Raw genomic sequence first — 24,786 nt, forward strand, 5'->3', positions numbered from 1 at the left:
GACGCCATCGACATCAACCGTGATCGAACCGGTTGAGGTGGCAACATCCGAACCATCAGCAGATGTCGCTGTCACACCAAGATCAAATGATCCGCTAAAGTCGTCAGCCGGTGTGATCGTCAAACCGTCAAGCTGATCAGAGCTCAGTGTCCACGTGCCATCACTATTATCGGTACCGGCAGAGAGGGTTGCGCCATCCGGAACACCGGAGATCGTCACCGTCAGAGCTTCAGAGCTGTCGGTGAGACCTGCATCAATATCGAGCGCAATGGCACTGTCTTCGTTACCTGAAGCATCGCTGGCATCCAGCGTCGGCGCATCGGCAACGCCTTCAACATCAACCGTGATTGAACCCGTCGCGCTGGCAACGTCTTCACCATCAGCAGATGTCGCCGTCACACCCAGATCAAACGACCCGCTGAAATCGTCCGGCGGCGTGATGCTCAAACCATCAAGCTGATCAGAACCCAGCGTCCAGGTACCGTCACCATTATCGGTACCGGCAGAGAGGGTTGCGCCATCCGGAACACCGGAGATCGTCACCGTCAGGGTTTCGCTGGAGTCCGTCAGCCCTGCATCGATATCGAGGGAAATGGCACTGTCTTCATTGCCTGAAGCATCGGACACATCCAGCGTCGGCGCGTCTGCAACACCAGTAACATCGACGGTGACGCTGTCGGTGGCAGTCGCAACATCCGAACCATCAGCAGACGTCGCTGTCACACCAAGATCAAACGATCCGCTGAAGTCATCCGGCGGTGCAATGCTCAAACCATCAAGCTGATCAGAATTTAGGGTCCAGGTGCCATCGCCATTGTCGGTACCGGCAGAGAGGGTTGCGCCATCCGGCACACCAGAGATGGTCACGGTCAGCGTCTCGCTGGAATCCGTCAGACCTGCATCGATATCAAGCGCAATCGCACTATCTTCGTTGCCCGACGCATCGGATACATCCAGCGTCGGCGCATCGGCAACGCCTTCAACTTCGACGGTCAGGTTTTCCATTACGACGGCGCTGTCATCGCCATCTGTCGTCGAAACCAGAACGGAAAGGTCAATATCGCCGCTGAAATTCTCGGCGGGTGTAATGGTCAGGCCTTCAAGCTGATCAACATCAAGCGTCCAGGTGCCATCGCCGTTATCTGTTCCAGCCGAGAGCGCAGCACCTTCGGGCACACCTTCGATGGTGATCGAGAGGTTTTCGCTGCCATCAAGAAGCTCGGTATCGATATCAAGTGCGATTGCGCTGTCTTCGCGGCCACTGGCGTCAGAAACAGCAAGGTTTGCACCGTCTGCAACACCCGTGACGTCAACCGTGAAGCCAGAATTGACGGTTGACGTATCACCATTGGCTTCACGACTGGTTGCCGCGATATCAAGATCAATGCTGCCACTGAAATCTTCCGGCGGCGTCAGGGTCAGGCCGTTCAACTGCCCGGGCAAGAGCGTCCATGAACCATCGCCATTATCTGTCCCGGCCGAAAGCACGGCACCTTCGGGGACACCGGAAATCGTGATGGACAGGGTTTCACTTCCACTATCAAGGTCATTTAGCGACGCCGACAGATCAAGCGTGATCGCGCTGTCTTCCGCACCGCTCACATCGCCAGCATTCAGGCTCGGTGCATCGGCGACCTTGGGTTCTTCAACCTCGATCTCGTCTTCGGTGTCGATTTCGTCATCAAGAAGAAGCTCGTCATCTTCTTCAAGGTCGTCTTCAACAACTGCAGATTCTGCTGATGGTGCTTCTTGTGCTGGCGGCACAAAATCGGGTTGCAGGCTATCATCCGTGGCGGGACCGGCATCTTCACGGTCGCCACGCAATGCATTCGTATCATTGGTCGAAAGCGGGACCTCGGGCAACTCGACCGCGCTGGGTTCGGACTGCAACGAAAGCTCGTCAGCACCGTCGTTCCCACCGCTACTTTCGAAGCTGTCCGCCCCGGTATCGAGATTGTTTTCAATCTCGGCATTTTCAATCTGAGACAGGGTCTGCTGTTCGGTCGCCTCTTGGGCTTGCGCACGTTCCTGACGCTGGGCGGCGGCATTTTGACGCAGAAAGGCCTGCTGTTCTTCAGCTTGCGGATTTCGGATCTGGGTGCCGTAATGCACTGATCCCAGTTCCTGCTCCTGATCTTGCGGACGCGCAGAACCGTCCTGATCGTCATGCATTTCGACCAGTTCGTCCGCGTCGCCATCCTGACCAAGCCCGCGCTCGATTTCTTCCTGCGCGGCCGCGTTGTCAAGATCACCCCGACCGTCGTCAGAGCGAGAATTTTCAGTATCGCGAAGATCGTCCGCCATCTAACCCATTCTCCGTAAAGCGCGGGACAGGATAGCCCCAGCCCACACTTCTATACCTTAGTATAGAATCACTGATAGAAACCAGTGAAATGTACGGCCAGGCAGTAGAAATGAATCACATTTCCAGCGGGACCAGAATTTTGCTCAGCGTTCGCTAAACGCTTGATCAAGCGAGACATAAACCGGCTTCAACAGATATTGAAGAAGAGTACGCTCCCCGGTCTGGATATCGGCCTGAACCGTCATCCCGGGTATGATCTTCTGAGCTGTTGCCCCTTCGCCGACAGCATCGGCTTCCAGCGCAACTTTGCCTTTATAATACGGACGTCCATCTTCATCAACAAAAGTAGAGGCCGAAATCGATACCAATTCACCCTGAATCCCGCCATAGCGGATAAAATCAAACGCGCTGACCTTGACCGTCACCGGCTGACCAAGGTGAACATGACCGATATCCTCGGTCGAAATGCGGGTTTCGGCAATCAGCACATCGTCAATCGGGACAAGCTCCATCACCACCTGTGCTGGCGCAATGACCCCGCCGATGGTGGTGAACTGCAGGCCCTTGATGTAGCCGCGCGTTGGCGCGACGATTTCAAGTCGCGCCACGCGATCACGCAGTTTGCGCAATGCTTCACGGGCCTGTGCAATTTCCCCGCCCAATCGGCCAAGCTCGGTAATTGATTCTTCGCGCTGGCTTTTCTCAAGTTCATTGAGGCGCAGCTTCGCCTCGGCAATGGTTTCACGTGCACGGGCCTGTTCGGCAACCACGCCGGAAAGGTTGCCTTGTGCCTCGTTCAGCTCACGCTGGATATTAAGAAACAGAACCTTGGAATTCAGCCCCTGCTCATAAAGCGAACGGCGCATCGTCACTTCCTGGCTAAGCAAATCAACTGATTTGCGAAGGGTTGCTTCCTGCTCGCTCAGTTGGGCCAGCTCGGCATTGCGTTCCTTGATCTGAACCTGAAGGATTTCGTTCTGGTTCGCATCAAGTTCGGTCTGAATGCGATAGATTTCCTCCTGATTTTGCGCCAGTTCCGGATAGCGTTCATGAAGAATTGTGAAATCCGGTTCGCGCCCCTCGGCCAGCGCGCGGAACCTTTCGGCTTCAAGCTGCAAATTACCCAGCCGCGTTTCGGTCTGGGAAAGCTCCGCCTGCGCCCCGTCGGCCTTGAGGCGAAGAAGGACCTGACCCTTTTCAACAAGGTCGCCATCGCGCACCATGATCTCTTCGATGATGCCGCCTTCAAGATGCTGGATCTTGTTGACCGCACTGGTTGGCATGACCTGCCCGAACGTGATCGCAGTTTCCTTGATTTCGGTGGTCGCAGACCATGCGATCAAGGCAAGGAAGCCGACCGAAAGCATCACCATGGCGGAACGCACAAAGACGGAAATGCCCCCCTCTTCAAGCAACACGGCATGCGACAAATAGCGCGCCATGCGCCGCGAGCGCCGGAACCGCTGAATCGCAGTATCCCGAACTGCTGCATCACTCATAGGTAGCCTCCGTCTATCACTTGTTGCTTGATGCGTTCGGGCGGGCCGTCCCCGCGCAGTTGCCCGCCATCAAGGACAAGAATGCGGTCTGCCAAATCCAGGTGACTTGGCCGATGGGTAATCAAAAAGATGGTCGAACCACCGCGCAGGCGATTGATCGTGCTTTGGAAGGCACGGTCGGCCCGCTGGTCCAGACCATTGGTAGGTTCATCAAACAGAATAATTGGCGCTTCACGCACAAGCGCACGCGCAAGTGCCAGACGCTGCAGGAAACTGGCAGAAAAGCGCGAAGAATGCTGATCGCCGACACGGGTCTTGAAACCGTTGGGCAGCGCTTCGACTTCATCAAGAATGCCAGCCGCCATACAAGCCATCCGCAAATCATCAGGCGCGGCCACCGGGTTGGCCAAACGCAGGTTCTGCGCAATGGACCCCCGGAAAAACTCGATATCCTGCGGCACATAGGAAATGGCCTGACGCAAGGTCTGCGGATCCATCTGACGGATATCGGCCCCATCGATCAGAACCGCGCCGGCCTGGGGCTGGTACATGCCTGCCACAAGCTTGATCAGGGATGATTTACCGGCACCATTGGCACCAACAACCGCCACGACCTGCCCCGGCTTGATTTCAAAGTTCACCCCGACCAGTGCCGGGTCGGAATCAGCTGTGTAGCGGAAACTGACACGTGAAAATGTCACCGCCCCGTCAAAACGATGCTGCTCGACCGAGCGCGGCACCAGATCACCTTCCGGCGCGATGGTCATCAACCGGTTGATCTGGCGTACGCTGCCACGCAACTGTGCCAGTCGCGGCAATCCAAGAAATGCCTGATTGATCGGGCCCAGAACCCGCCATGCCAGCATCATGGATGCCACCAGCGCACCGACGCTCATTTGCGCATCCATCACGCGTTGCGCCCCAAACGCCAGAACAAGCGCACCGGACGTAATCATCAAAACCTGTGCGGATGTGTTGATCACGTTATTGACCATGGCAACGCGATAACCGGCATAGGCAGTATCAGCAGATATATCGCGGAAACGCGCAAGCCAGCGTTTTTCAGATGCGGTGTATTTCAAGGCCGACATCTTGCCGACCGTTTCCACAAGAAACTCCTGTCGGCTTGCACCATGCCGGCCCAACTCGGACACGCGGCGCGCGACAATCGGAAATGCCACGATACCGATCAGGGCGAACACCCCGATCAGGGCAATCGGGATCAGGGCAAGCCAGCCGCCAAGATAGAACATGACAATCAGGAAAAGCGGGACGAACGGAATTTCCATAACCACCAGAGCCATCGGCCCAGTGAAAAATTCGCGCACGCTTTCAAAATCGCGAATGCGTGAAATCTGCACGCCGACCGGGGCGCGTTCGGTAAAGGCCGGTGGCAAGGATAACAAACGTTCGAAAATCGCACCGCTGACCAGTGTATCAAGCCGTGCACCGAAATGACTGACAATCTGGCTTCGCAAGGTACGCAAAACCCAGCTCAGGATCAGGACAATCCCGATCCCGATGGAAAACTGGATCAACATCGGAATGGAGCGCGTTCCGATCACCCGGTCATAAATACCCATGATGAAAATCGGCGTCGCCAGTGCCATGATGTTGAGCACAAAGGTCATCGTCAGCAATTGATAACCAAGCTTCGAGAACCGGTCGGCAATGCCGCCAAACCAGCCGCGTTTATCATCTTCGAGATAACGTTCACGACGATCCGCCGCCGAAAACTGATAAATCTTGCCCGGAATGGCCGACAGCTTGATGACCATTTCCCGGTCTGTGCCACCGTCAAAGACACGCACGCCATTTTCTTCGGGGCGGATTACGACCAGGGCCGTGCCTTCGTCGGGAACGAACAGACAGGGCATCATCCGTTCATCAATCAGATCAAACGTCGCATCGATTTCGCGCGACTGATAGTTCAGATGCGCCAGAACGTTTCGGAAATCGGTCAGATCAAGCGCCTGATCCATGTGCGGCAGGGCCTCGGCAACCTGACGCGGCAATCCGCGCCAACCAAGCGCCTGAAGCAAAGGCCAAACACATGCGTCGAAATCGGACTGCGCGTCCGTGCTTTCCAGGCCCATGCGATAGTTCAGCGCAAAGTCCATGTTTTCGAGTTTTTTCATCGTACCCCCGTCCCGGCCGCTTGCGACTTGGCATCCTCGCCAAGGGCAGCGGTTTTGTTGGTACGACGCAGAACAGGCACAAGATGCTTGTCGATCAGACGGTACTGTTTATTGGCCATCGCAATCAGCGACGGTCGATGCGATACCATCACCAGCGTACAGTGGCGTTTAAGCTCCATCATCAGGCTGGTCATGATGTTATCGCCCGCGATATCAAGCGAACTGTTGGCTTCGTCAAACAGGACAATCCGCGGATAGTCGATCAGGGCACGGGCAACAGCAATGCGCTGCTTCACCCCGCGCGGCAATGTTTCGGATGCCTGCCCGCCGACCTCGGTGTCATAGCCTTCGGGCATGCGCATAACGATGCTGTCCAGTCCAAGACGCCGCGAAATCTCGATCACGCGGTCCACGCTGATTTCCTTGCGAAAACCGGTAATGTTTTCAAGGATCGTTCCCTTGAACATCACACCATGTTGCGGCAGATAGGCAATCTGGCGACGGGTGGATTCGGCTGAGTAGTCTGCCGGGTTCTTGCCATCGAGCAACACGTCACCGCGATCCGGGCGCAAGGCCCCCATCAACAACCACAAAAGGGTGGTTTTGCCCGTTCCATTATCGCCGGTAATCGCGATGCACTCACCGGGCTCCACCTTCAAATCCAGATCTTCAAAGATTTTTTTGCCGTCAGCGTGCGAGAACGCGACGTTGCGCAGTTCGATCTTGCCATCAAGCAGTGGCATGTCAGACGCACCGAGTTCGTCTTCTTCTTCGATCTCAAACAGCTCATTGACCCGTTGGCGGGCAACACGAATGTTCTGGAACTGTGTCCACAGGGTCATGGCACGTTGCAATGGCTGGATCGAACGCCCCGACAGCATCGTGCAGGCCGCAAGACCACCAACCGTCAGTTCGCCGTCAATCACAAGCACACTGCCCATCGCCGCCACCAGCACCATGGTCAGCATGGAAAATGTCGCACTGGCATTAACCGCAGCATGCGCTGATCGTGCTGCACGCAGGTCATCACCCGCACATTGTGACTGGAGCTGATCATGACGACGGATCATCAGGTTTTCCATCGCCATCGATTTGATGGTGTGAATGCCCGTCAGGGTCTCGATGATGAAGTTGTAACGCCGTTCATCGGACTGGCTCCGGTCATCAAGGGCTGAACGCAATTGATGACCCAAAAACACCGCGGTCAAAAGGAACGCCGCAAGAATGGCCAGCGGCACAAAGACCAGATATCCGCCGATCACCGCAATCAGAGCCAGGAACAGAACGATAAATGGCAGGTCCACAACCGCCCCGATCGCCTGACCGGAATAGAAATCGCGCAGCATGTTCAGGCTGTTAAGACGCTGCAAATGCAGCCCCGGCGCAGTTTTCCCATAGTCGGTCAAACTTGCAGCCAGCAGATGTCCTACCGCCTGTTGTGAACTGTGATGCTCAAACTTTGCCGCAGAAAGCGACGAGATATATGCCCGCCCGAGACGCATGATCGCTTCAAGGATAATTGCCCCCAAAACCCCAAAGATCAAAAGCGTCAGCGTCGGGATCGAACTGTGCGGCAGCACCCGGTCATAGACCTGCAACAGCGTAATCGGCAGGGCAAGCGTCAGCAGGTTGATCACCAAAGCCGTGATCAACAGTGCAAAGCGACCGGTACGCAAGTGCGACAATGCACCGATATTTAATCGAGACCGACGTCTCATCAGGCTGGCAAGCTCCAGAACTTTACAAGATCCACCACACCAAAGTGGTGGATATATACCATCAGATAGGATGCATACTGGATCGCCTCACCAGACGCAAGAAGATCGTGGCAATAACACAACCTGATATGATCTACATCTTACCGGGAATAACCGGCCACGGATCAGCGGCAGGATAAACGTCAGTATCGCCAGACCATTTTAAGCATCACCACCTTCGCCGCGCAACCGATCGAGTGCCCGGCGCTCAGCCTTTGTCGGGCGGCCCGCCCCGGCTTCACGTTCGGCAACGGGGGCGGTGCGGATGTCAGATGCGACTTCTTTCCTTGGCATGCGCGGCGGCGAATGATCGGCATAAAGGGTCTGCGCTTCCGGTGCCGGGCCACGACGCACACCAAGGGCCATGATCTCGACCACACGCAGATGCGGGCCCTGAAAGAACTGAAGGCGGTCACCGACGACGATCGTGACGCTTGCCTTGGAAACCGACTGACCATTCAAAACAATATGGCCAGACTGGCAGGCCTTGCTGGCAAGCGACCGGGTTTTGTAAAACCGCGCGTGCCATAGCCATTTATCAATCCTGAGCTTCTCTGCCTGTTCCGCCACGGCCAACGATTTCCTGCACTAACGGGATACAACACACTTGGAAAGCAGAACGGCGACCCACAAGGGTCGCCGCACAGCCATAATATCTGAGATGATCAGCCCTTGGCTTCAAGCATTTCCTTGAGCTTGGCAAATGGCGAATCTTCATTGATCTGGTTGGCTTTTTCGGGGGCATGATTGCGACCGCCGCCCGGCTTGCCGCCACGACCACCCTTGCCGCCCTGGTTTGGACGATTGCCGCCCTTGCCTTTCGGGCCACCTTTGCCGCCACCACGGGCTTCCTGACGCGGGCCGCGCTGACCACGGTTCTGTCCGCCACCGCGTTTGCGACGATCAACCCGGACGAAATATTTGACTTCGACCAGTTCGTCGCCATCGGCATCGGTTTCAACCGCCGGCGTTTCCGACGTTGCTTCTGCAGACGCATCCGCAGCGACCTCTGCCGGTTCTGCCTTTGCTTCTGCCGGTGCTGCTGGCTCCTCGGCCGGGGCATCAGCCTTGGCTTCGGTTGCAGTGGCATCAGAAGTTTCGGCTTCGGCTTTTTCCGCTTCAGGTTTGGTCTCCTTGGCGGATTCTTCGGCCTTTTTATCGGCTTCCTTGGCTTCAAGTTCGGATTTCTTGACCTTGGTCACCTCGGCACGCCAGCCAAGTGCGGTAAACACACCTTCGGCCTGTTCGACCGTGCAGCCCAGCAGGGACAAAAGATCCGGATCCGGGCGCACCTTGCCGTCATTTTCACGCGCTTTCTGACGCAGAAGGGCCGCAAAACGTTCCAGCATATCCACGCGCGCAGCAAGCGGACCGACCGGCATGTAACCCGCCGCCAGATAGAACCCCTTGGAATTCGCACGATCATTGGGGACCGATGTCCGGCCTGCCGGCGGCAATTCAGGAAGGGCTTCAAGTTCACGTGCCACCGCCCACAGAATGCCGCGCAGCTCAACCGGATCCGGTTTAAGCGCGTCAAGCACATGGACAGTTTCAACACCCAGACGCACACCAAGCTTGGCAAGCGCCTTGCGGTCCTCGTCAGACAGGTCCTTGACCAGGCTTTCGAGTTCCGAACGCGGCACACAGCCCAGACCTTCGTTCAATTGGAACAGAAGACCGCGAATCGGTCCGGAAAGCTGACAATCGCGCAGGCGGGTCAGCATCTTCAGACGCGTTTCAATGTGGGCATTGATGAAATTCTGCAGACGGGTGCGCACCCGTTCGCGGGTCGGACCGTCAAAGAACTCGCTGTCGATCACCTGAACTTCGGGCGACAAGACCGTGTCACCCTTTTTCAGAACACCAACCGACGAACCGTTCCAAAGGACTTCAAGCTTGCCGTTAACCGCGAACTTGTCGTCTTCGTCGGTTTCAAGTTGTTTGACGCGCTGGGCGATTTCGCCGGTCAACGCGCGACGTGCGGCACTGGCAATAGCCTTGCCTTCAAAAGCAGCATCGGTTTCATCAGCAATGAAACGGAATCCGTCAAGACGGCCGACAAATTCACCTTCGACCTGTACTTCACCATTCGCAGTGATGGTAGACATGAGTTCAGACTTGTCCTTGAGACTTTTCAATAAAACCGAGGTTCGTCTGTCAACGAACCTTTGGGTCAGGCGTTCATGTAGCACATCTGAGAGCTTGTCCTCAATGGCCCGCGTGCGTTCCTGCCAATGATTGGCATCTTCGAGCCAGTGATGCTTATGCGATACATATGTCCAGACGCGAATACCTGCCAAACGTGATGACAACTGGTCAATATCACCATCATAACGATCCAGACGCAAGATTTGTTCGCCCAGCCAGTCGATGGGCAGTTTGCTTCCGGGTTTCGCAAGATAGCGATAGATAGATGTTAGCAGCCTCGGATGGGCATCGGTATGGATATTTCTGAAGTCGGGAATCTGGCAGACTTCCCACAATAACTGTACCCGATCAGGCGCTGTTGCGATACGTGCGACATCTTCGTTGCGCGCAAGGTGATCGAGCATGATCTCGTCAACCGGCTCACGCGCCAGAATAAGCGTCGGGTCATCCGAACGCCTGCGCAGCGATTTCTGAAGCGCGCCAACGGTTCGGAAATCAAGTCGCGCGTTGCGCCAGAACACTTTTGCAAGCGGTTCGAACTCGTGCTCTTCGATCTGCTCGATAATGTCGGGATCAATCCCCGAAAGGTTACCCGTCACCCCGAACGTGCCGTCATTCATATGACGTCCGGCACGGCCCGCGATCTGTGCGGTTTCTGCCGCCGTCAGACCACGATTGAACTTGCCATCGAACTTTTTCATCGCCGCAAAGGCGACATGGTTGAGATCAAGGTTCAAGCCCATACCGATTGCGTCGGTCGCGATCAGGTGTTCGACCTCGCCATTCTGGAACATCTCGACCTGGGCATTGCGCGTGCGTGGGCTCAACGCGCCAAGAACCACAGCCGCCCCGCCCTTCTGGCGACGCACCAGCTCGGCAACGGCATAAACTTCCTGGGCTGAAAACGTCACCACGGCCGACTGGGCCGGCAGGCGCTGTATTTTCTTGGCCCCGTTATAGGTCAGGGTCGAAAAGCGTTCGCGGCGATCAAATTCGACATTATCAACCAGCTTGCGGATCACCGGGCGGATGGTTTCCGCCCCCATGAACATGGTTTCCGACCGACCACGCGCGTGCAACAACCGGTCGGTAAAGACATGGCCGCGTTCCGGGTCCGCGCACATCTGGATTTCATCAATGGCAAGAAAATCGACCTGTTTGGCGATTGGCATCGCCTCGACCGTACACAGGAAATAGCGGGCCGTTTTGGGAAGAATACGCTCTTCGCCGGTGATTAATGCCACCGCCCCCTTGCCGACCTTGGCCACTGCGCGGTCATAGTTTTCGCGCGCCAGAAGTCTGAGCGGGAACCCGATCATCCCGGTGGTATGCGCCAACATCCGTTCCATGGCCAGATGGGTCTTGCCGGTGTTGGTCGGCCCCAATATGGCAAGGATACGTGGGCCGGTTCGGGTTGAAATCTGCATCAATCTTTTCCAATCGACAGCCCAATGATCCGGGCCGTCGCAATCATTGGGCCTTTCAACACGCGATCCGGCGCGATGTCAAGCATTCTGCCCGCGCCGGGCAATGTACAATGCGCATACCATGCGGCGTCTGGACTGTCTCATCTCACACCAGCAGACCAGGACAGTAACTGCAGCGACAAAGACTTATTCTTCTTCGACTTCCAGCAACCGCGCCCCCGGGCCATCCCCGGCGAGTTCGTCATAAGGGTTGCGCAGCGGGCAATCGGATATCGACAGACAGCCACAGCCGATACATTGCCCCAATTGATCGCGAAGCCGGGTCAGTTGTTCAATCCGGTCATTCAAGTCATCGCGCCACTGCGAGGACAGCTTTTCCCAATCCTTGGCAGTTGGCACCGTGTTGGGGGGTAGCTTTTCGAACGCGTCCCCGATTTCCGAAAGCGGAATACCGGTTTTCTGGGCAACCTTGATAATCGCCAGTTTACGCAAGACCCCGCGATGAAAACGTCTTTGATTGCCATCGGTGCGAATGGAGCTGATCAGACCTTTGCGTTCATAAAAATGAACAGCCGACACGGCAATGCCACACCGGCGCGCAACTTCTCCGACACTTAAATAGCGCTGCAACACGCCTTTTTCCGCCATTTTTCCTGCTCCCGTCACTGTTTTGGACAAGTTCAAAAAACATGCTTGACCTTAACATTAGTTGAGGTTTTAGAACTTTACTCAATGAAGCGAAATTAGCAAGGAGCCAAAGCCGTGAAAGAGACATTTAACATCGCCGTTATCTTCGGCAGTGCGCGTGAAGGCCGCTTTTGCGACACCGTTGGAAACTGGGCCGTTGAAACGTTGAAAACGGATCGCGAGCTGTCTGTAGAGACGATTGACCCGGCTGTTTTGAATTTGCCTGCTGCCCATGTTGGTGCCAGCCACCCTTCGGTTCAGCAGCTCCACACCTCGCTGGCAGAAGCCGACGCCTTTGTTGTGGTCACCCCGGAATACAATCACAGCTTCACTGGCGAATTAAAACTTCTGATCGATGCCGCCAAAGAGGAATGGAAGCGTAAACCTGTTGCCTTTGTGTCCTATGGCGGCGTGTCCGGCGGGCTGCGCGCTGTTGAGCAATTGCGCCTTGTCTTTGCCGAACTGCACGCCGTGACAATGCGCGACGTGGTCAGCTTTGCCCAAGGCTGGGACAAGTTTGATGAGAACGGCTTGCCCAGGGACCTTGATGGCACCAACGCCGCCCTGCATCACATGATTACGGACCTCAAATGGTGGGCAGGCGCCCTGCGTGAGGCGCGCCATCCGCAAAGCAAAGCCCAGTTCATTGAGGCGATCGCATCATGACCCGGAAACCTGATGCAACGGGTCTTGGCATTTCGCCAACCACATGGCGCGCGTTCGACCGTTAATTGAACCGGCATCTCCCGGCCGGTTCAACACCCCGTATCAGTCCGGCACTGTTTTCCCCCTCGCCCCGCCCCGCAGTGCCGGGCTGATACATCCTTTTTACCACCTCGTGCCACCACACGAAAAAGCGGGGCGACCATCTGGTCGCCCCGCTTGTCTTCCTAGCCTTCATAAGGGACCCTAGTGGTTCCGCATCTTGTCGGCATATTCCTTGAGCTGGCGACGGGCCGCCTGGAAACTGTTCTTCAAAGCGATATAGACATCCTCGTGGGCATGGTCCGCGCTATCGCGTTTAACCATGATTTCCTTGCCGGGGACATTGATACCGAAATGCACGGCAAAACGGTTTCCATGATTGTGCGACGCGTGCGGGCGTTCCACTACAACATGACAACTGGTCATGCGATCGAAGGTTTCTTCCAGTTTTTGCACCTTGAAACGAATACGCTCATCAAGCGCATCTGACTGATCAACATCACGGTAGGTGATTTGAACGGGAACCTTCATGATACGGCCTCCTGTTTAAAGCCTTGGACGCAAAGCAGGGCATTGCACCCTGCCGTTCACCCCCGAAAACTTTGCAGTTTCGGGATTTTTAGGGGCGTTGTTGTGTGGTTTGTACGCCCCTGTTAAAAACCGTCTATATTTATACTTAGGATACAGGACTTGCGCTGCAAGGTGCGTTGACGCATATCAAGCTCGGTTGAAACCAGACCGTTGAGTTGGTTGACCCTCTGCCTCAATCGGGGAGGGTTTATAATTGTTTGAATTACAGGAGAAACAAGAGGTCATGACGGAAGAAAAAATGCGGTTCGAGGCCGAGGTCAGCCGCCTGCTCGATATCGTTGTCCATTCGCTTTATTCCAACAAGGACATCTTCCTGCGCGAGCTGATCTCAAACGCTTCTGATGCCTGCGACAAGCTGCGCTACGAAGCGATTGCCAAACCGGAACTGCTCGCTGGCGACGCTGAATTCAAGGTCCGCTTGCTGACGGACAATGTCCGCAATGTTCTGACGATTGCCGATAACGGGATCGGGATGAACAAGGAAGATCTGGTCGAAAACCTTGGCACCATCGCCAATTCCGGCACCGCCAAGTTCCTTGATGCCGTCTCGAAGTCCGAGAACGCCAAGGATGTCGATCTGATCGGTCAGTTTGGTGTCGGTTTCTATTCCGCCTTTATGGTGGCAAACAAGGTCGAAGTCGTAAGCCGCAAGGCTGGTGATGACCAGGCCTGGAAATGGTCCTCTGACGGCAAGGGCGAATACACCATTTCCGAAGCAGAGATGGAAGGGCGCGGCACGCAGATCACCCTTCATCTGAGCGACGACAACAAGGAATTCACAGACGAACACCGCCTGCGCCATATCGTCAAAACCTATTCCGACCATATCGGCATTCCGGTGGTCCTGATGAAAGGCGACGGTGACGAAACGCTTAACGAGGCATCCGCACTCTGGACCCGCCCGAAAAGCGAGATCACCGAGGAACAATACAAGGAATTCTACAAGCACACCTCGCACGCCTTTGATGATCCGTGGAAAACCATCCACTATCAGGCCGAAGGTGCAATTGAATATACCGGCCTTCTGTATCTGCCGACCATGCGCCCGTTCGATCTGTATGATCCGCAGCGCAAAGGCCATCTGAAGCTGTATGTCCGCAAGGTCTTCATCACCGAAGGTGCCGATGAACTTCTCCCGCCCTGGCTGCGCTTTGTTTCCGGTGTGGTCGACAGTCAGGACCTGCCCCTCAACGTCTCGCGCGAGATGTTGCAGGACCATCCGCTTCTGACCAAAATCAAGAACGGCCTGACCAAAAAGGTCCTGTCCGAACTTGAAACGGCTGCCAAGAAAGATCCTGAGGGTTATGAAACCTTCTGGGAAAACTTTGGCTCGGTCGTTAAGGAAGGCCTTTACGAAGACCAGACCAACCGTGACCGCATCCTTAAACTGGCACGGTTCCGTTCGACCCATGGTGATGGCTGGACGACGCTGGCCGATTATGTCGAACGCATGAAAGAAGGCCAGAAGGCCATTTATTACATCAGCGGCGAGGATATCGACGCCCTTAAACGCAGCCCGCAGCTTGAAGGCTTTGCCGCCAAGGGGATCGAAGTCCTGCTTCTGACCGATCCGGTCGATGAGTTCTGGATGCCATCTGTTGGCCAGTTTGACGGAAAGGACTTCAAATCGGTCACCCGTGGTGGTGCGGACCTTAACGACATCAAGTCCGATGACAAGGATGCGGACAAGGACGACAAGAAGGATGAGGATGCAAGCGATGCATCTGCACTGATTGCCGCCATCAAGGTCGCCCTTGGCGACGGGATCAAGGACGTTCGCGAATCTGATCGCCTGACCAGTTCGGCCTGCTGTCTGATTGCCGATGAGATGGGTATGGATCTGCGCATGGAACGTTTGATGAAACAACACAACCGTGTTGATGAAGTCAGCCCGCGCATCCTTGAAATCAATCCGAAGCACAGCCTGATCAAGAAGCTGTCTGACATCGCAACCAAGGATGCCAAGGCCCCGATCCTGAATGACGCAGCCCTGCTGCTTCTGGATCAGGCCCGCATTCTTGAAGGCGAAGCCCTGCCCGATCCGGTCAGCTTCGCCCGCCGCCTTGATCTGGTGATGGAAAAAGGTCTGGGTGCTTAACTGCCCCGAACATTCGATCTTTGCAAAACGGCGCATCATCAGATGCGCCGTTTTCGCTAGGGGCAGGACCCAAGTTTATGCAAAATTTAAAATGCTTATTTACCAACAAGCGGCATAAACACTCCAGTTATCAAAGAACTCAAGTCCGAACGGAAGGCGCCAAAAAACGATGACAGCGATGATGAACTGGCAAAAACTGCTATCACCGGCGCGCCTTGGCACCCGTCATTCCAGTGTTGGGCCCTTTGGCCGATCAGATTTCCACAAGGATTACGACCGGATCATCTTTTCCGCATCCTTTCGACGCCTGCAGCGCAAAACGCAGGTCCATCCCCTGCCGGAAAATGACAATGTCCATACCCGCCTGACCCACAGTCTGGAGGTATCCTGCATTGCCCGGTCACTTGGCTTGATGGTCGGGCATCAATTGCATGAAAAGGGCAGTTTGCCCGACGCGATTGAGCCAGACCACATGGCCGCCATCGTTCAGGCCGCAGCCCTTTGTCACGATATCGGCAACCCGCCTTTTGGTCATGCCGGGGAATACGCCATCCGCCAGTGGTTCGTTGATGCGGCCCCGAAATTCACCCAAGGCCTCAGTCCAGAACAGTTCGCGGATCTGACGACCTACGAGGGAAATGCCCAGGGTTTCCGCCTTCTGACAAACAAACGGACCGGTCTGTATGATGGTGGTATGCGCCTGACATACGCAACATTGGCCAGTTTTCTGAAATATCCCTGGTCGGCAGCAGGAAGCCCGTTTCCCGAGAAAAAGAAGTTTGGTGCCTTCCAGAAAGAATTCTCGCTACTTGAAGAAGTCGCCGATGCCACCGGGCTGATCCGGACAGGCGAACAATCATTCTGTCGCCACCCACTGGTCTATCTTGTCGAGGCCGCCGATGATGTTTGCTATGCGCTGATTGATATTGAAGATGGCGTGGAACTTGAACTCGTCGACTTCGCCGTTCTGGAAAAAATGCTCCTGCCCTGCATCTCTGACGAACTGCCTTCGGAATATGCCCGCGAACAGAACACCAGCCGCAAGATCTCCTTCCTGCGCGGCAAGATCATAACCGGTTTGCTCGATGCACTGGTAAAGGCATTTGTCGCCAACGAAGAAGCACTGCTTGCCGGTGAATGGAAGGGAGATCTTTTGGCATGTGCAGATGGTCCCTATAACGATTTGATCGTTCAAGCCAAGTCGTTCTCGGAAAAGCAGATCATTCTTAACCGCCGCAAGGTCCAGATTGAAGTCGGGGCCTTCGCCCATCTCGAAACCCTGCTTGAGACATTCTGCAAAACCGCGCTTGAGGTCCATCATGCAAAATCGGAATCCGACCTGCCCTATCGCGCCGGACGGGTGCGTGAACTGATTGGTAATGATGCCATGCCCATCGGCGCATCGCTTTATGATCTTTATCTGGTCATTCTTGATTATGTATCGGGCATGACCGATGACTTCGCCGCACGCCTTGCCCGTGACATTGGCGGCGGACAGCACTAGGCCATGTGGTTGCTTGGTCCTTTCATTGCCCGCTATCGGCGTCGCACGGCTTTTCTGGGGGCAGCAGCATTCGCCGCCATCATCTATGGCCTCGTCGAACAAAGCACACGCCCCGAGATCGCGGCTTGGTATTGGCCATCCCTTGCCAGTGTGGTGACCTTTATTGTCACCCGATTTGCCATTTCACGCCTGATCGGTCGGTTTATTGGCGGCGTACGCCGAAAGCTGCAATAGCAACATTCCCAAAACAAAAGGAGGCAGGCCCATAGGCCTGCCTCCTTTTTCGGATTTTCAGTTGCCTGCCTTCCGGCAGACAGGGCGGGTCATTCCAGACCGCCACCCATGGCGCTGTTGATTTTCTTGTCGGTGTTATACTGGCTAAGCGAATAAACGGCCCAGATCGCGGCCGGAACCCACCCTACCAGAGTGATCTGCAAGATCAGGCAAATCACACCTGCAATCGGACGCCCGATGGTAAAGAAAAGCAACCAGGGCAGAAGTAGTGCAATCAATAGACGCATGGATGAAATCCCCTTTTTGGTTCGACGTGCTTACATGCCGTCTTCGAAAGTCACGGTCACAACCCGGTTGCCCTGTTCGGCAACGCCATCTGCGGTCGAAACCGGCACATCGGATTCGCCACTGATGCTGATTGCAAGCATGCTGGCCGGGATACCGGCATCACGCAATGCCTTGACCACCGCATCAACACGCGATTTGGCAAGCATGTCATTATACTTCGCATCGCCAGCGCGGTCAGCATAGGCAACAAGGCTGATCATTTCCGGCTCGTACTTGCCATAGGCCTCAACGATACCATCAATAACCGACATCGCCTTGTCACTGATCTCGGCACTGTCGAAACCGAAATAGACATTCATCGGAACCGGCATCGGCATGGCCGCCATCGGTGCCGGAGCAGTGTCAAGTTCGGCCTGAACGATTGCCAGTGCCTGATAGAATGCCGCGCGGCAGTTATCGATGTCTTCCTGCTGAATGTTTTCTTCAAGTTCCTGCAACCAGCAATCGAAGCTGGACTGCGCACGCGCTGCGGCACTTGAAGCCTTCTCACGACCACCTGCATCAAGCGCTGCCATCAGATCAGCACGCGCAACTTCGACCTCAGCGCCGGACCCTTCAGGAAGCGAACGTTCCGCAATTTCCTGCGGTCCGCCATCCATGCCCATCGCTGCTGTCTTGGAACGGTTGGTGAAATAACGCGCGTCCGACCAATCGGCCTCGTCATATTCTGCCTGGGCAAGGTCGGCGTAATTCTGGTGAAGAGCGGCGTCAAAAGCCGACCCTTCGTCGGCCATTTCACGTACTCCGGGGATGTTCATATTTGCACACGCGCTCAGAAAGGCGGCGGCGGATACAACGGCAAGCAGTTTAGCTTTCATCGGTTTTACTCCTTGGTCTGACCGACTATCAGGATCCCAGTCCCATTATTCAGGCCGAACGGCATTTGTTGCCAATGCCTTTTCATGCCTCATCCTTGCGGACCTTGTGGCCCGTCCGGTTCCATGCCGTTCTTGTTATCGATCAGATCAAAGGACCTGACCCCGAATGTCGACCAGCCCCAAGTCCTTGGCCGATTGCCCCAAGACAACATAGATTATGGATATACTTAACCCTATCCACAGATATATAGAAGTCAAATTCATGAAAAAAAGCAGTGGGATAGAGAAATTTCATAAACCGCTAACGTCCAATAACGATGGCAATACCGGCAAATCGAGCCCGTGAACGGTTCAAAAAGTATAACGGCCCGACGCATGTTTTCCATCCGCCGGGCCGAATATTAGATCAACTTGGTATGGTTAACTGCGGCTCTATTCCGACGACCCGCCGAACAGCCCCTTGACCGCACCGCCCAATGCGTCTGTACCTTCTTTGATCTTGGTGCCTCCGCCGCTGGCAACACCACCAACAGCACCAACGACGCCTTTGCCCAGATCACCGACACCCTGCAACAGACCATCGACATTCAGGCTCGAAACGGCCTTGAAGACGGCGGTGTTGATCGCTGTCAGGATTTCACCAGCAACCTGGGCCGGGGTCGCGCCACCTTCTTCCTTGCCCACATCGGTCAGATGAATTTCCGGCAGGCTGGCCGACAGCTTTTTGCCCTGCAGGAAGCCTGCCGAGACACCAACGTCACCGTTGCGGACATAGACATTGTCGATAATGATTTTGGTTCCACCTGCGGCATCATCGCCAGATGTTGCACCATCAGCGCCACCCGCCCCGGTCGGGCCGGAAACACGTTGAACAAAGGCTTCGACGTTGCGCTGGATGGTTGCGATGTTTGAACTGCCATTGCCCAGTTCGTAAATGACACTTGGCTGATCAACCACCACTTCGATGATACGGATCGTATCGCTGGTCAGGGTCGAACCATCAAGACGGACCGAGATATTGCCAAGCGAAAACGCATAATCGGTGTTGAACCCATCCGGATTGCCGACCACAAGCCCGTTGATCGCCGCGGTATTTTGCGTTGGTTCGATCGACACACCTTCAACCGCGACATCGGCCAGCGTCACACGCGTGCCTGCCTCTTCGATGGTGGATTTCACGATGTTATCAAGATTGACGTAAACATAGACGAGGGCCCCGACGACCAAAGCGATGATCACGGCCAGACCAATCAGTATCTTTTTCATTGCCCGTTTCCTGCGTAGTGCCTCACCGAAAATACGCGAAATTCAACCCTTAGGGTGCAAATGGGTACGCATCCGGTATCGTTCAATCAGAAGAGTTGCGCTGATCGGCCAGACAATCAAGTTATTTCACATGACAAAACAGCGGATTAGGCTTCCCTGATCCGCTGTTTTGATATCTCGGATGATCCGGGTACTCAGAGATTGAATTCCACCACAACGGGTGCGTGGTCTGATGGTTTTTCCCAATCACGGGCAATATCATAAACCGACGCCGTGCGAACGGTTCCGGCCATATTCGGCGTCATCCAGACATGATCCAAACGACGCCCCTTGTTGCTTTTGCGCCAGTCGCGCGCGCGATAGCTCCACCAGCTAAACAGCTTTTCCGGTTCGGGAACAACGTCGCGCACAGCGTCAATGAAATCACCCGACTGACGGAATTTCTCAAGAATTTCGACCTCGACCGGCGTGTGGCTGACCACTTTGAGAAGCTGCTTGTGCGACCACACATCATTTTCGGACGGGGCAATGTTGAAATCCCCGACCAGAACCGCCTTGCGATCAGGGTTGGCCGCGCGACGCTCACTCCACCAATTGGTCATTTCATCAATGAAGGACAGCTTGTGGGCAAACTTTTCGTTGATTGCCGGGTCCGGCTCGTCGCCACCTGCCGGGATATAGAAGTTATGCAACTCAACGCCGTTCTCAAACGTCACCATGCAGTGACGGCGATCTTCCTTGCCACAAAAATGCTTGATGTCGGTTTCGGCAAACGGCAGGCGCGATACAATCGCCACCCCGTTATAGCTTTTCATGCCGTGATTGTGGCGGTGAACGTATCCGGCGGCCTCAAAGGCGTCATGGGGGAAATACTCGTCCGGACATTTCAGTTCCTGCAGGGACAGCGCATCAGGCTGCTGTTCTTCCAGGAACTTGACAACCTGTTCGATGCGCAGACGGACGGAATTGATGTTCCAGCTTACGATTTTCAAAACGGGCTCCGTTTTCTTTCTTCTTCAAAGGACGGGCTTTGGGAATGACCTTCCAAACCCTTGGTCCCTGCAAGGTTCTATTTAAGGGTCACTGACAGTTCTGCGACTTCGGCGATTGCCAGATCGATCCGATCACCGCGAACGACCTGACCGACGCCTTCCGGTGTTCCGGTAAACAGAAGGTCCCCGGGCTTGAGTTCAATCAGTGTGGAAAGGTGCATCAGCGCATCGACAACCGGCCAGATCATCTTGGCCGTAGTGTCATTCTGGCGGACATCGCCATTAACCGACAATTTCAGATTGGTCGCATGCGGATGACCCGCATCGGCTTTGGGCTGGATTGCGGAAATGGCCGCACACCCATCAAAGGACTTGGCCATATCCCAGGGCAGACGACGTTCCTTCAGGCCCGCCTGCACGTCACGGCGGGTCATATCAAGACCTGCCGCATACCCGAAAATCGCATCCTCGACAGCCGCACGGTCCAGATCCTTGCCGCCTTTGGAAAGGGCTGCGACAAGTTCACCCTCGTAATGCAGATCCTCAGTACCCGACGGGTACGGCAGGTCGCCATTGCCCACTACAAGGCAATCGGTTGGCTTCATGAAGACGCAAGGCGGGGTATCAGACGGGTCCGATCCCATTTCACGCACGTGATCGGCATAGTTCTTTCCAATGCAGAAAATGCGATTTACCGGGAAAAAGTCGTCCGCTCCCTGAACCGGAATGGTCGTCGGCGCAGGCGCGTCAAAGATCAAGCTCATGATGACCCCATGTTGTTTATGCGTGGTATGCATCAGTCATAAACAAGCAAGGGCCAGAATGAAACGGCCAAAACGACTTGGCGCACCTCTGCTGTCAGGAATTGTCAGGAGGCCGCATCAAATCTTTCAGCGCTTGGGCATAAAGGCGGAATAGTGCCGTTGCTCGTTAAGTATCATATCCCTGACACGGGCTTTGGCAATTTGCAGGATCTCGCGATTTTTCGGGTCATCAAGCTCCGGCACCGTAAGTATCAAAAGCTTGGCGGTGTCACCTGCATTGACCTGAAGACGATATCTTTGCCCGCGTGCTAACGAAACACAGCAATCACGGCCGCTAAAAACATTGCCTTCACCATCCCAGATCTCGGCATTTCCGGACCGCACAAAAACCAGTTCTTCGGCATGGTGGCTTTGCACGCCAGACACAACACAAGGCCCACTCAGGTTCAATTCGCGCGTCGCAAGGCATGACGCAACGTCACCATTTACTGGCGTTATCTGATCCTGGTCTGTCGTGGGCTTGTCAATCAGCCTTACCATTTGCGCACTTCCCGAAATTGAAAACCTGTTTGGTTTGAACACGGGAAAGATGCCGGTATCGGGAAAATTGCACCATCCACATATGGGGAGTGCAGAAAAGAGGGGTGATACAACCAGTATCACCCCTTTGATATCGCTATGAAATCCGGATTACAGCAATCCTTCAATAACCCTGTCTGGCGGTGTATGACCGTCCACAAAGGTCTTGATATTGATCAGGACTTTTTCGCCCATGTCAACGCGTCCCTCAATCGTGGCCGATCCCATATGCGGCAACAGAACGGCATTTTGCAGTTCAAGCAATTTCGGGTTCACCGCCGGTTCATGTTCGAACACATCAAGACCGGCACCGGCGATTTCGCCATCGGCCAGCATCCGTGTCAGGGCCGGTTCATCCACGATTTCGCCGCGCGCGGTGTTCACCAGAATGGCATGCGGCTGCATCAGTTTCAGACGACGCGCCGAAAGCAGGTGATAGGTTGCTGGCGTATGCGGGCAGTTGACCGAAATGACATCGACATGGGCCAGCATCTGATCAAGGCTTTCCCAATAGGTCGCGTCGAGTTCTTCTTCGATGTCAGGATGAACACGGCGGCGGTTGTGGTAGTGCACCGACAAGCCAAACCCCTTGGCGCGGCGCGCAAGTGCACGGCCAATGCGCCCCATGCCAACAATGCCAAGGCGCTTGCCCCAGATACGATGGCCCAGCATCAAGGTCGGGCCCCAGCCACCCCATTCGCCCTTGCGAATAAGACGCTCGCCCTCTGCCAAGCGGCGCGATACCGACAGGATCAGCGCCATGGTCATGTCCGCCGTATCTTCGGTCAGAACATCAGGGGTGTTGGTCACGGTAATGCCGCGCGAACGCGCTGTTTGCAGATCAACATGGTCGACACCCGTGCCGAAATTGGCAATCAGACGCAGATTGGGGCCCGCATGTGCGAGAACCGCTGCATCAATCTTGTCGGTCACCGTCGGCACCAGCACATCGGCTTCCTTGACCGCATCAATCAGTTCCTGTTTGCTCATCGGCGCATCGTCGATATTCAGACGCGCGTCAAACAGCTCCATCATGCGGGTTTCAATCGCTTCCGGCAGTTTCCGGGTCACGACGACAAGCGGTTTTTTCTTGGTCATGTGCCGATCCTATGCGGTCTTTTAACTCTTTTTCAGACAAAATACGGCATGGTGCATTTTGTGTCCTGCCGCAACGCAGTGATGCCATGCCAAAAGGTACAAAAGCAAGGATTTTGACGCATTTTTTGTAATTTTATTTCGCAAGTGCGAGTTTCCACAAAAACCGTTCAAATCGAATAACCAAAGGAATACCAACAAGATGTCGCAGGTTTTGCGCAAATTTCTGTATCGCTTCATGGCATTGGCGATTCTGGGCAGTCTGACCGCACCGATCGTGGCCAGCGCACAGGAATCGGGCCTTCCGATCCCGCGATTTGTCGCACTGCGCTCTGACAAAGTATTCCTGCGCGCCGGCCCCGGCCTTAGATACCCGAAAGTCTGGATTTATCATCGCCGCAACATGCCCATGGAAGTGGTGTCCGAGTTTGATACCTGGCGCAAGGTCCGTGACTGGGAAGGCAGCGAGGGCTGGGTTCATCAAAGTCTTTTGATCGGATCGCGCCATGTGATCGTGACCGATGAAAGCATCACCCTATACTCTGCAGCCGATAAAAACGCGCGCAAGATCGCAATGGTTTCAGCCAGCGTAATCGGCAGCATCGAGGATTGCCCAAGCAGCGTTGACTGGTGCCAGCTGCGCTTTGGTGATTTCGAAGGATGGACGCCCCGTCACGGATTTTGGGGCATCTATGAAGGCGAGAATATCGAAGGCTAGGATCAGCCGCCCCGGGCCTCGGAATATCAGATCAGGAAATCAGATCAGGCTGGGGGTCAGACTTCAACAGAAACCCGATTGGCCGCCGCACGCTCGGCGCCACCGCCACCCGCAGACGTCCCATTGCCACCGCTGTCATATCCGCCAAAGGCCGGCGCAGCAAACGGCTGAGCTGTCGCGCCACCCTGCCCGGTTTGGGCCAGGAATTCCTGATCATCAGACGTGCCGTCATCTTCCGCATCCGGATCGAGGATTGTGTTTTCCTCAGGCTCGGGAAGCGGGTCGGGACGCGGCTCAGGCAGGGTAAAGCCACCCACCGTCACAGACTGGCTGGCCAGCTGGGTGGATATATCCCCCAGATACGCCTGAAGATTTTCAGAAATACGTGCTTGTGCGTCATCGCGCCCGGACGTCTGTGATGCGGCCAGTTGCGCCTGCACGATATTTTCACCAGCAACCTGAGAAACACGGTTTTGGTCCTGTGCTGTGCGCAGGCTGCCCTGATCTGCAGCCACCGAAATTTCGCGATCACGCAGGGCTTCCTGTGCTTGGTCCACCAGCGTTCGCGCATTTGAAACGCCCGCACTGTCCGAAACATTGATCTCTGACAGGCCAGTGGCCAAATCTTCGGAACCTGATGCCGACAGGTCGATATCAATCCGGTTATCCGATGATGTCCCCGTACCGACCTGAAGCGTGATCGTCTGGTCGGACGCCAGTAGATCGCGCCCTTCAAAGCTGCTGTTCGCGGCAATATCATCGATCCGGGTCAGGTAATCTTCGATCTGCGCATTCAACTGCGCGCGCTGCTGCGTCGAAAGATCGCTATTTTCTTCGGCGATCGTGACCAGTGCATCAATCTCGTCAAGCGCGTCACCGATCCGCGAAAGATCATTGGATGCCTGACCAAGTAGTGCACCAGCGCTGCCAAGCGACCCATTCAGCTGGGCACTGGTATAACCGGCATTGCGAAACGAGTCGGCGCTGCGATCTGTATTCTGATTTTCAGCGGAGAACTGGCTGCTGTCAGACGCAATCAACCTGTTCTGCGGCGCAATTGTGCGCGCAGTATTGGTATAGATTGGTAGCTGGCTGGCCAGTGTTTCCATCGTT

General features: G+C 55.2%; 21 protein-coding genes. 5 read left to right on the forward strand and 16 right to left on the reverse strand.

Translation table 11 applies throughout. The annotated features are described in order from the left end of the window. The 7 genes from AUQ43_RS07910 to soxR form a co-directional block, all read right to left on the reverse strand. On the reverse strand, positions 1 to 2,304 hold a 2,304-nt coding region (locus AUQ43_RS07910; RefSeq protein ID WP_232310626.1), incomplete at its 3' end, for an Ig-like domain-containing protein. 144 nt (positions 2,305 to 2,448) lie between these two features. Beyond that, positions 2,449 to 3,804 carry an HlyD family type I secretion periplasmic adaptor subunit gene (locus tag AUQ43_RS07915; protein ID WP_062955735.1) on the reverse strand — a complete coding sequence of 452 codons (1,356 nt, stop codon included), beginning with the start codon at positions 3,802 to 3,804 and terminating at the stop codon, positions 2,449 to 2,451. Then, positions 3,801 to 5,942, reverse strand: coding sequence for a peptidase domain-containing ABC transporter (locus AUQ43_RS07920; protein WP_062955736.1), 2,142 nt, complete (start codon positions 5,940 to 5,942; stop codon positions 3,801 to 3,803). The genes AUQ43_RS07915 and AUQ43_RS07920 overlap by 4 nt, the downstream gene beginning before the upstream one ends. Further along, entirely contained in the window at positions 5,939 to 7,660 is a 1,722-nt protein-coding gene (locus AUQ43_RS07925; protein ID WP_062955737.1) for a peptidase domain-containing ABC transporter, read from the reverse strand. Before AUQ43_RS07925 ends, AUQ43_RS07920 begins: the two co-directional genes overlap by 4 nt. A gap of 201 nt (positions 7,661 to 7,861) precedes the next feature. Beyond that, entirely contained in the window at positions 7,862 to 8,269 is a 408-nt protein-coding gene (locus AUQ43_RS07930) for an RNA-binding S4 domain-containing protein (protein ID WP_062956020.1), read from the reverse strand. 95 nt (positions 8,270 to 8,364) lie between these two features. After that, a complete protein-coding gene (locus tag AUQ43_RS07935) occupies positions 8,365 to 11,274 on the reverse strand; it encodes a helicase-related protein (RefSeq protein ID WP_062955738.1) in 2,910 nt (969 codons plus the stop codon). 186 nt (positions 11,275 to 11,460) lie between these two features. Further along, positions 11,461 to 11,922, reverse strand: coding sequence for a redox-sensitive transcriptional activator SoxR (gene soxR, locus AUQ43_RS07940; RefSeq protein WP_062955739.1), 462 nt, complete (start codon positions 11,920 to 11,922; stop codon positions 11,461 to 11,463). A gap of 114 nt (positions 11,923 to 12,036) precedes the next feature. Here soxR and AUQ43_RS07945 point away from each other — a divergent pair, with 114 nt between their 5' ends. Beyond that, entirely contained in the window at positions 12,037 to 12,627 is a 591-nt protein-coding gene (locus tag AUQ43_RS07945) for an NADPH-dependent FMN reductase (protein WP_062955740.1), read from the forward strand. 243 nt (positions 12,628 to 12,870) lie between these two features. Here the strand turns inward: AUQ43_RS07945 and AUQ43_RS07950 are convergent, their stop codons facing one another. After that, positions 12,871 to 13,197, reverse strand: coding sequence for an HPF/RaiA family ribosome-associated protein (locus tag AUQ43_RS07950; protein ID WP_033067024.1), 327 nt, complete (start codon positions 13,195 to 13,197; stop codon positions 12,871 to 12,873). Between the two features lie 283 nt (positions 13,198 to 13,480). On the opposite strand from AUQ43_RS07950, the gene htpG reads away from it, so the two are divergent. The 3 genes from htpG to AUQ43_RS07965 all read left to right on the forward strand — a co-directional run bounded on the left by htpG (position 13,481) and on the right by AUQ43_RS07965 (position 17,093). After that, complete coding sequence (gene htpG / locus AUQ43_RS07955) at positions 13,481 to 15,355, forward strand: molecular chaperone HtpG (protein WP_062955741.1); 1,875 nt, start codon at positions 13,481 to 13,483, stop codon at positions 15,353 to 15,355. 169 nt (positions 15,356 to 15,524) lie between these two features. After that, the gene (locus AUQ43_RS07960) at positions 15,525 to 16,859 is read left to right on the forward strand and encodes a deoxyguanosinetriphosphate triphosphohydrolase (protein WP_232310627.1); all 1,335 of its coding nucleotides are present in this window, start codon (positions 15,525 to 15,527) and stop codon (positions 16,857 to 16,859) included. Between the two features lie 3 nt (positions 16,860 to 16,862). Further along, positions 16,863 to 17,093 carry a hypothetical protein gene (locus AUQ43_RS07965; RefSeq protein ID WP_062955742.1) on the forward strand — a complete coding sequence of 77 codons (231 nt, stop codon included), beginning with the start codon at positions 16,863 to 16,865 and terminating at the stop codon, positions 17,091 to 17,093. 89 nt (positions 17,094 to 17,182) lie between these two features. On the opposite strand, the gene AUQ43_RS07970 is transcribed toward AUQ43_RS07965, so the two are convergent. The 7 genes from AUQ43_RS07970 to AUQ43_RS08000 form a co-directional block, all read right to left on the reverse strand. Continuing rightward, entirely contained in the window at positions 17,183 to 17,380 is a 198-nt protein-coding gene (locus tag AUQ43_RS07970) for a YqaE/Pmp3 family membrane protein (RefSeq protein WP_062955743.1), read from the reverse strand. Positions 17,381 to 17,410: 30 nt separating this feature from the next. Further along, on the reverse strand, positions 17,411 to 18,259 hold the full coding sequence (locus tag AUQ43_RS07975) for an OmpA family protein (RefSeq protein ID WP_062955744.1): 849 nt from the start codon (positions 18,257 to 18,259) through the stop codon (positions 17,411 to 17,413). Between the two features lie 432 nt (positions 18,260 to 18,691). Then, positions 18,692 to 19,525, reverse strand: coding sequence for a hypothetical protein (locus tag AUQ43_RS07980; RefSeq protein WP_062955745.1), 834 nt, complete (start codon positions 19,523 to 19,525; stop codon positions 18,692 to 18,694). A gap of 194 nt (positions 19,526 to 19,719) precedes the next feature. After that, positions 19,720 to 20,517: an exodeoxyribonuclease III gene (xth, locus tag AUQ43_RS07985; protein WP_062955746.1), complete on the reverse strand. Its 798-nt coding sequence runs from the start codon at positions 20,515 to 20,517 to the stop codon at positions 19,720 to 19,722. A 77-nt stretch (positions 20,518 to 20,594) separates the two neighbouring features. Then, positions 20,595 to 21,281, reverse strand: coding sequence for a fumarylacetoacetate hydrolase family protein (locus tag AUQ43_RS07990; protein ID WP_062956022.1), 687 nt, complete (start codon positions 21,279 to 21,281; stop codon positions 20,595 to 20,597). 126 nt (positions 21,282 to 21,407) lie between these two features. Then, positions 21,408 to 21,821, reverse strand: coding sequence for a hypothetical protein (locus tag AUQ43_RS07995; RefSeq protein WP_062955747.1), 414 nt, complete (start codon positions 21,819 to 21,821; stop codon positions 21,408 to 21,410). Positions 21,822 to 21,971: 150 nt separating this feature from the next. Beyond that, the gene (locus AUQ43_RS08000; protein ID WP_062955748.1) at positions 21,972 to 22,958 is read right to left on the reverse strand and encodes a D-glycerate dehydrogenase; all 987 of its coding nucleotides are present in this window, start codon (positions 22,956 to 22,958) and stop codon (positions 21,972 to 21,974) included. Positions 22,959 to 23,157: 199 nt separating this feature from the next. Here AUQ43_RS08000 and AUQ43_RS08005 point away from each other — a divergent pair, with 199 nt between their 5' ends. Then, positions 23,158 to 23,673 (forward strand): SH3 domain-containing protein, encoded by a 516-nt coding sequence (locus tag AUQ43_RS08005; RefSeq protein ID WP_062955749.1) that lies wholly within the window; start codon positions 23,158 to 23,160, stop codon positions 23,671 to 23,673. A 56-nt stretch (positions 23,674 to 23,729) separates the two neighbouring features. Here the strand turns inward: AUQ43_RS08005 and AUQ43_RS08010 are convergent, their stop codons facing one another. Next, entirely contained in the window at positions 23,730 to 24,782 is a 1,053-nt protein-coding gene (locus AUQ43_RS08010) for a hypothetical protein (RefSeq protein ID WP_062955750.1), read from the reverse strand. Positions 24,783 to 24,786 lie beyond the last annotated feature (4 nt).

The organism is Thalassospira sp. MCCC 1A01148, from assembly GCF_001613795.1.
In the GTDB taxonomy this organism is placed as follows: domain Bacteria; phylum Pseudomonadota; class Alphaproteobacteria; order Rhodospirillales; family Thalassospiraceae; genus Thalassospira.

What these genes read in the sequence shown, in the direction of transcription:
- AUQ43_RS07915 (WP_062955735.1), bottom strand. Translation starts at nt 3,804, where the DNA reads ATGAGTGATGCAGCAGTTCGGGATACTGCGATTCAGCGGTTCCGGCGC.
- AUQ43_RS07920 (WP_062955736.1), bottom strand. Translation starts at nt 5,942, where the DNA reads ATGAAAAAACTCGAAAACATGGACTTTGCGCTGAACTATCGCATGGGC.
- AUQ43_RS07925 (WP_062955737.1), bottom strand. Translation starts at nt 7,660, where the DNA reads ATGAGACGTCGGTCTCGATTAAATATCGGTGCATTGTCGCACTTGCGT.
- AUQ43_RS07935 (WP_062955738.1), bottom strand. Translation starts at nt 11,274, where the DNA reads ATGCAGATTTCAACCCGAACCGGCCCACGTATCCTTGCCATATTGGGG.
- soxR (WP_062955739.1), bottom strand. Translation starts at nt 11,922, where the DNA reads ATGGCGGAAAAAGGCGTGTTGCAGCGCTATTTAAGTGTCGGAGAAGTT.
- AUQ43_RS07950 (WP_033067024.1), bottom strand. Translation starts at nt 13,197, where the DNA reads ATGAAGGTTCCCGTTCAAATCACCTACCGTGATGTTGATCAGTCAGAT.
- htpG (WP_062955741.1), top strand. Translation starts at nt 13,481, where the DNA reads ATGACGGAAGAAAAAATGCGGTTCGAGGCCGAGGTCAGCCGCCTGCTC.
- AUQ43_RS07960 (WP_232310627.1), top strand. Translation starts at nt 15,525, where the DNA reads ATGACAGCGATGATGAACTGGCAAAAACTGCTATCACCGGCGCGCCTT.
- AUQ43_RS07965 (WP_062955742.1), top strand. Translation starts at nt 16,863, where the DNA reads ATGTGGTTGCTTGGTCCTTTCATTGCCCGCTATCGGCGTCGCACGGCT.
- AUQ43_RS07970 (WP_062955743.1), bottom strand. Translation starts at nt 17,380, where the DNA reads ATGCGTCTATTGATTGCACTACTTCTGCCCTGGTTGCTTTTCTTTACC.
- AUQ43_RS07975 (WP_062955744.1), bottom strand. Translation starts at nt 18,259, where the DNA reads ATGAAAGCTAAACTGCTTGCCGTTGTATCCGCCGCCGCCTTTCTGAGC.
- AUQ43_RS07980 (WP_062955745.1), bottom strand. Translation starts at nt 19,525, where the DNA reads ATGAAAAAGATACTGATTGGTCTGGCCGTGATCATCGCTTTGGTCGTC.
- AUQ43_RS07990 (WP_062956022.1), bottom strand. Translation starts at nt 21,281, where the DNA reads ATGAGCTTGATCTTTGACGCGCCTGCGCCGACGACCATTCCGGTTCAG.
- AUQ43_RS07995 (WP_062955747.1), bottom strand. Translation starts at nt 21,821, where the DNA reads ATGGTAAGGCTGATTGACAAGCCCACGACAGACCAGGATCAGATAACG.
- AUQ43_RS08000 (WP_062955748.1), bottom strand. Translation starts at nt 22,958, where the DNA reads ATGACCAAGAAAAAACCGCTTGTCGTCGTGACCCGGAAACTGCCGGAA.
- AUQ43_RS08005 (WP_062955749.1), top strand. Translation starts at nt 23,158, where the DNA reads ATGTCGCAGGTTTTGCGCAAATTTCTGTATCGCTTCATGGCATTGGCG.
- AUQ43_RS08010 (WP_062955750.1), bottom strand. Translation starts at nt 24,782, where the DNA reads ATGGAAACACTGGCCAGCCAGCTACCAATCTATACCAATACTGCGCGC.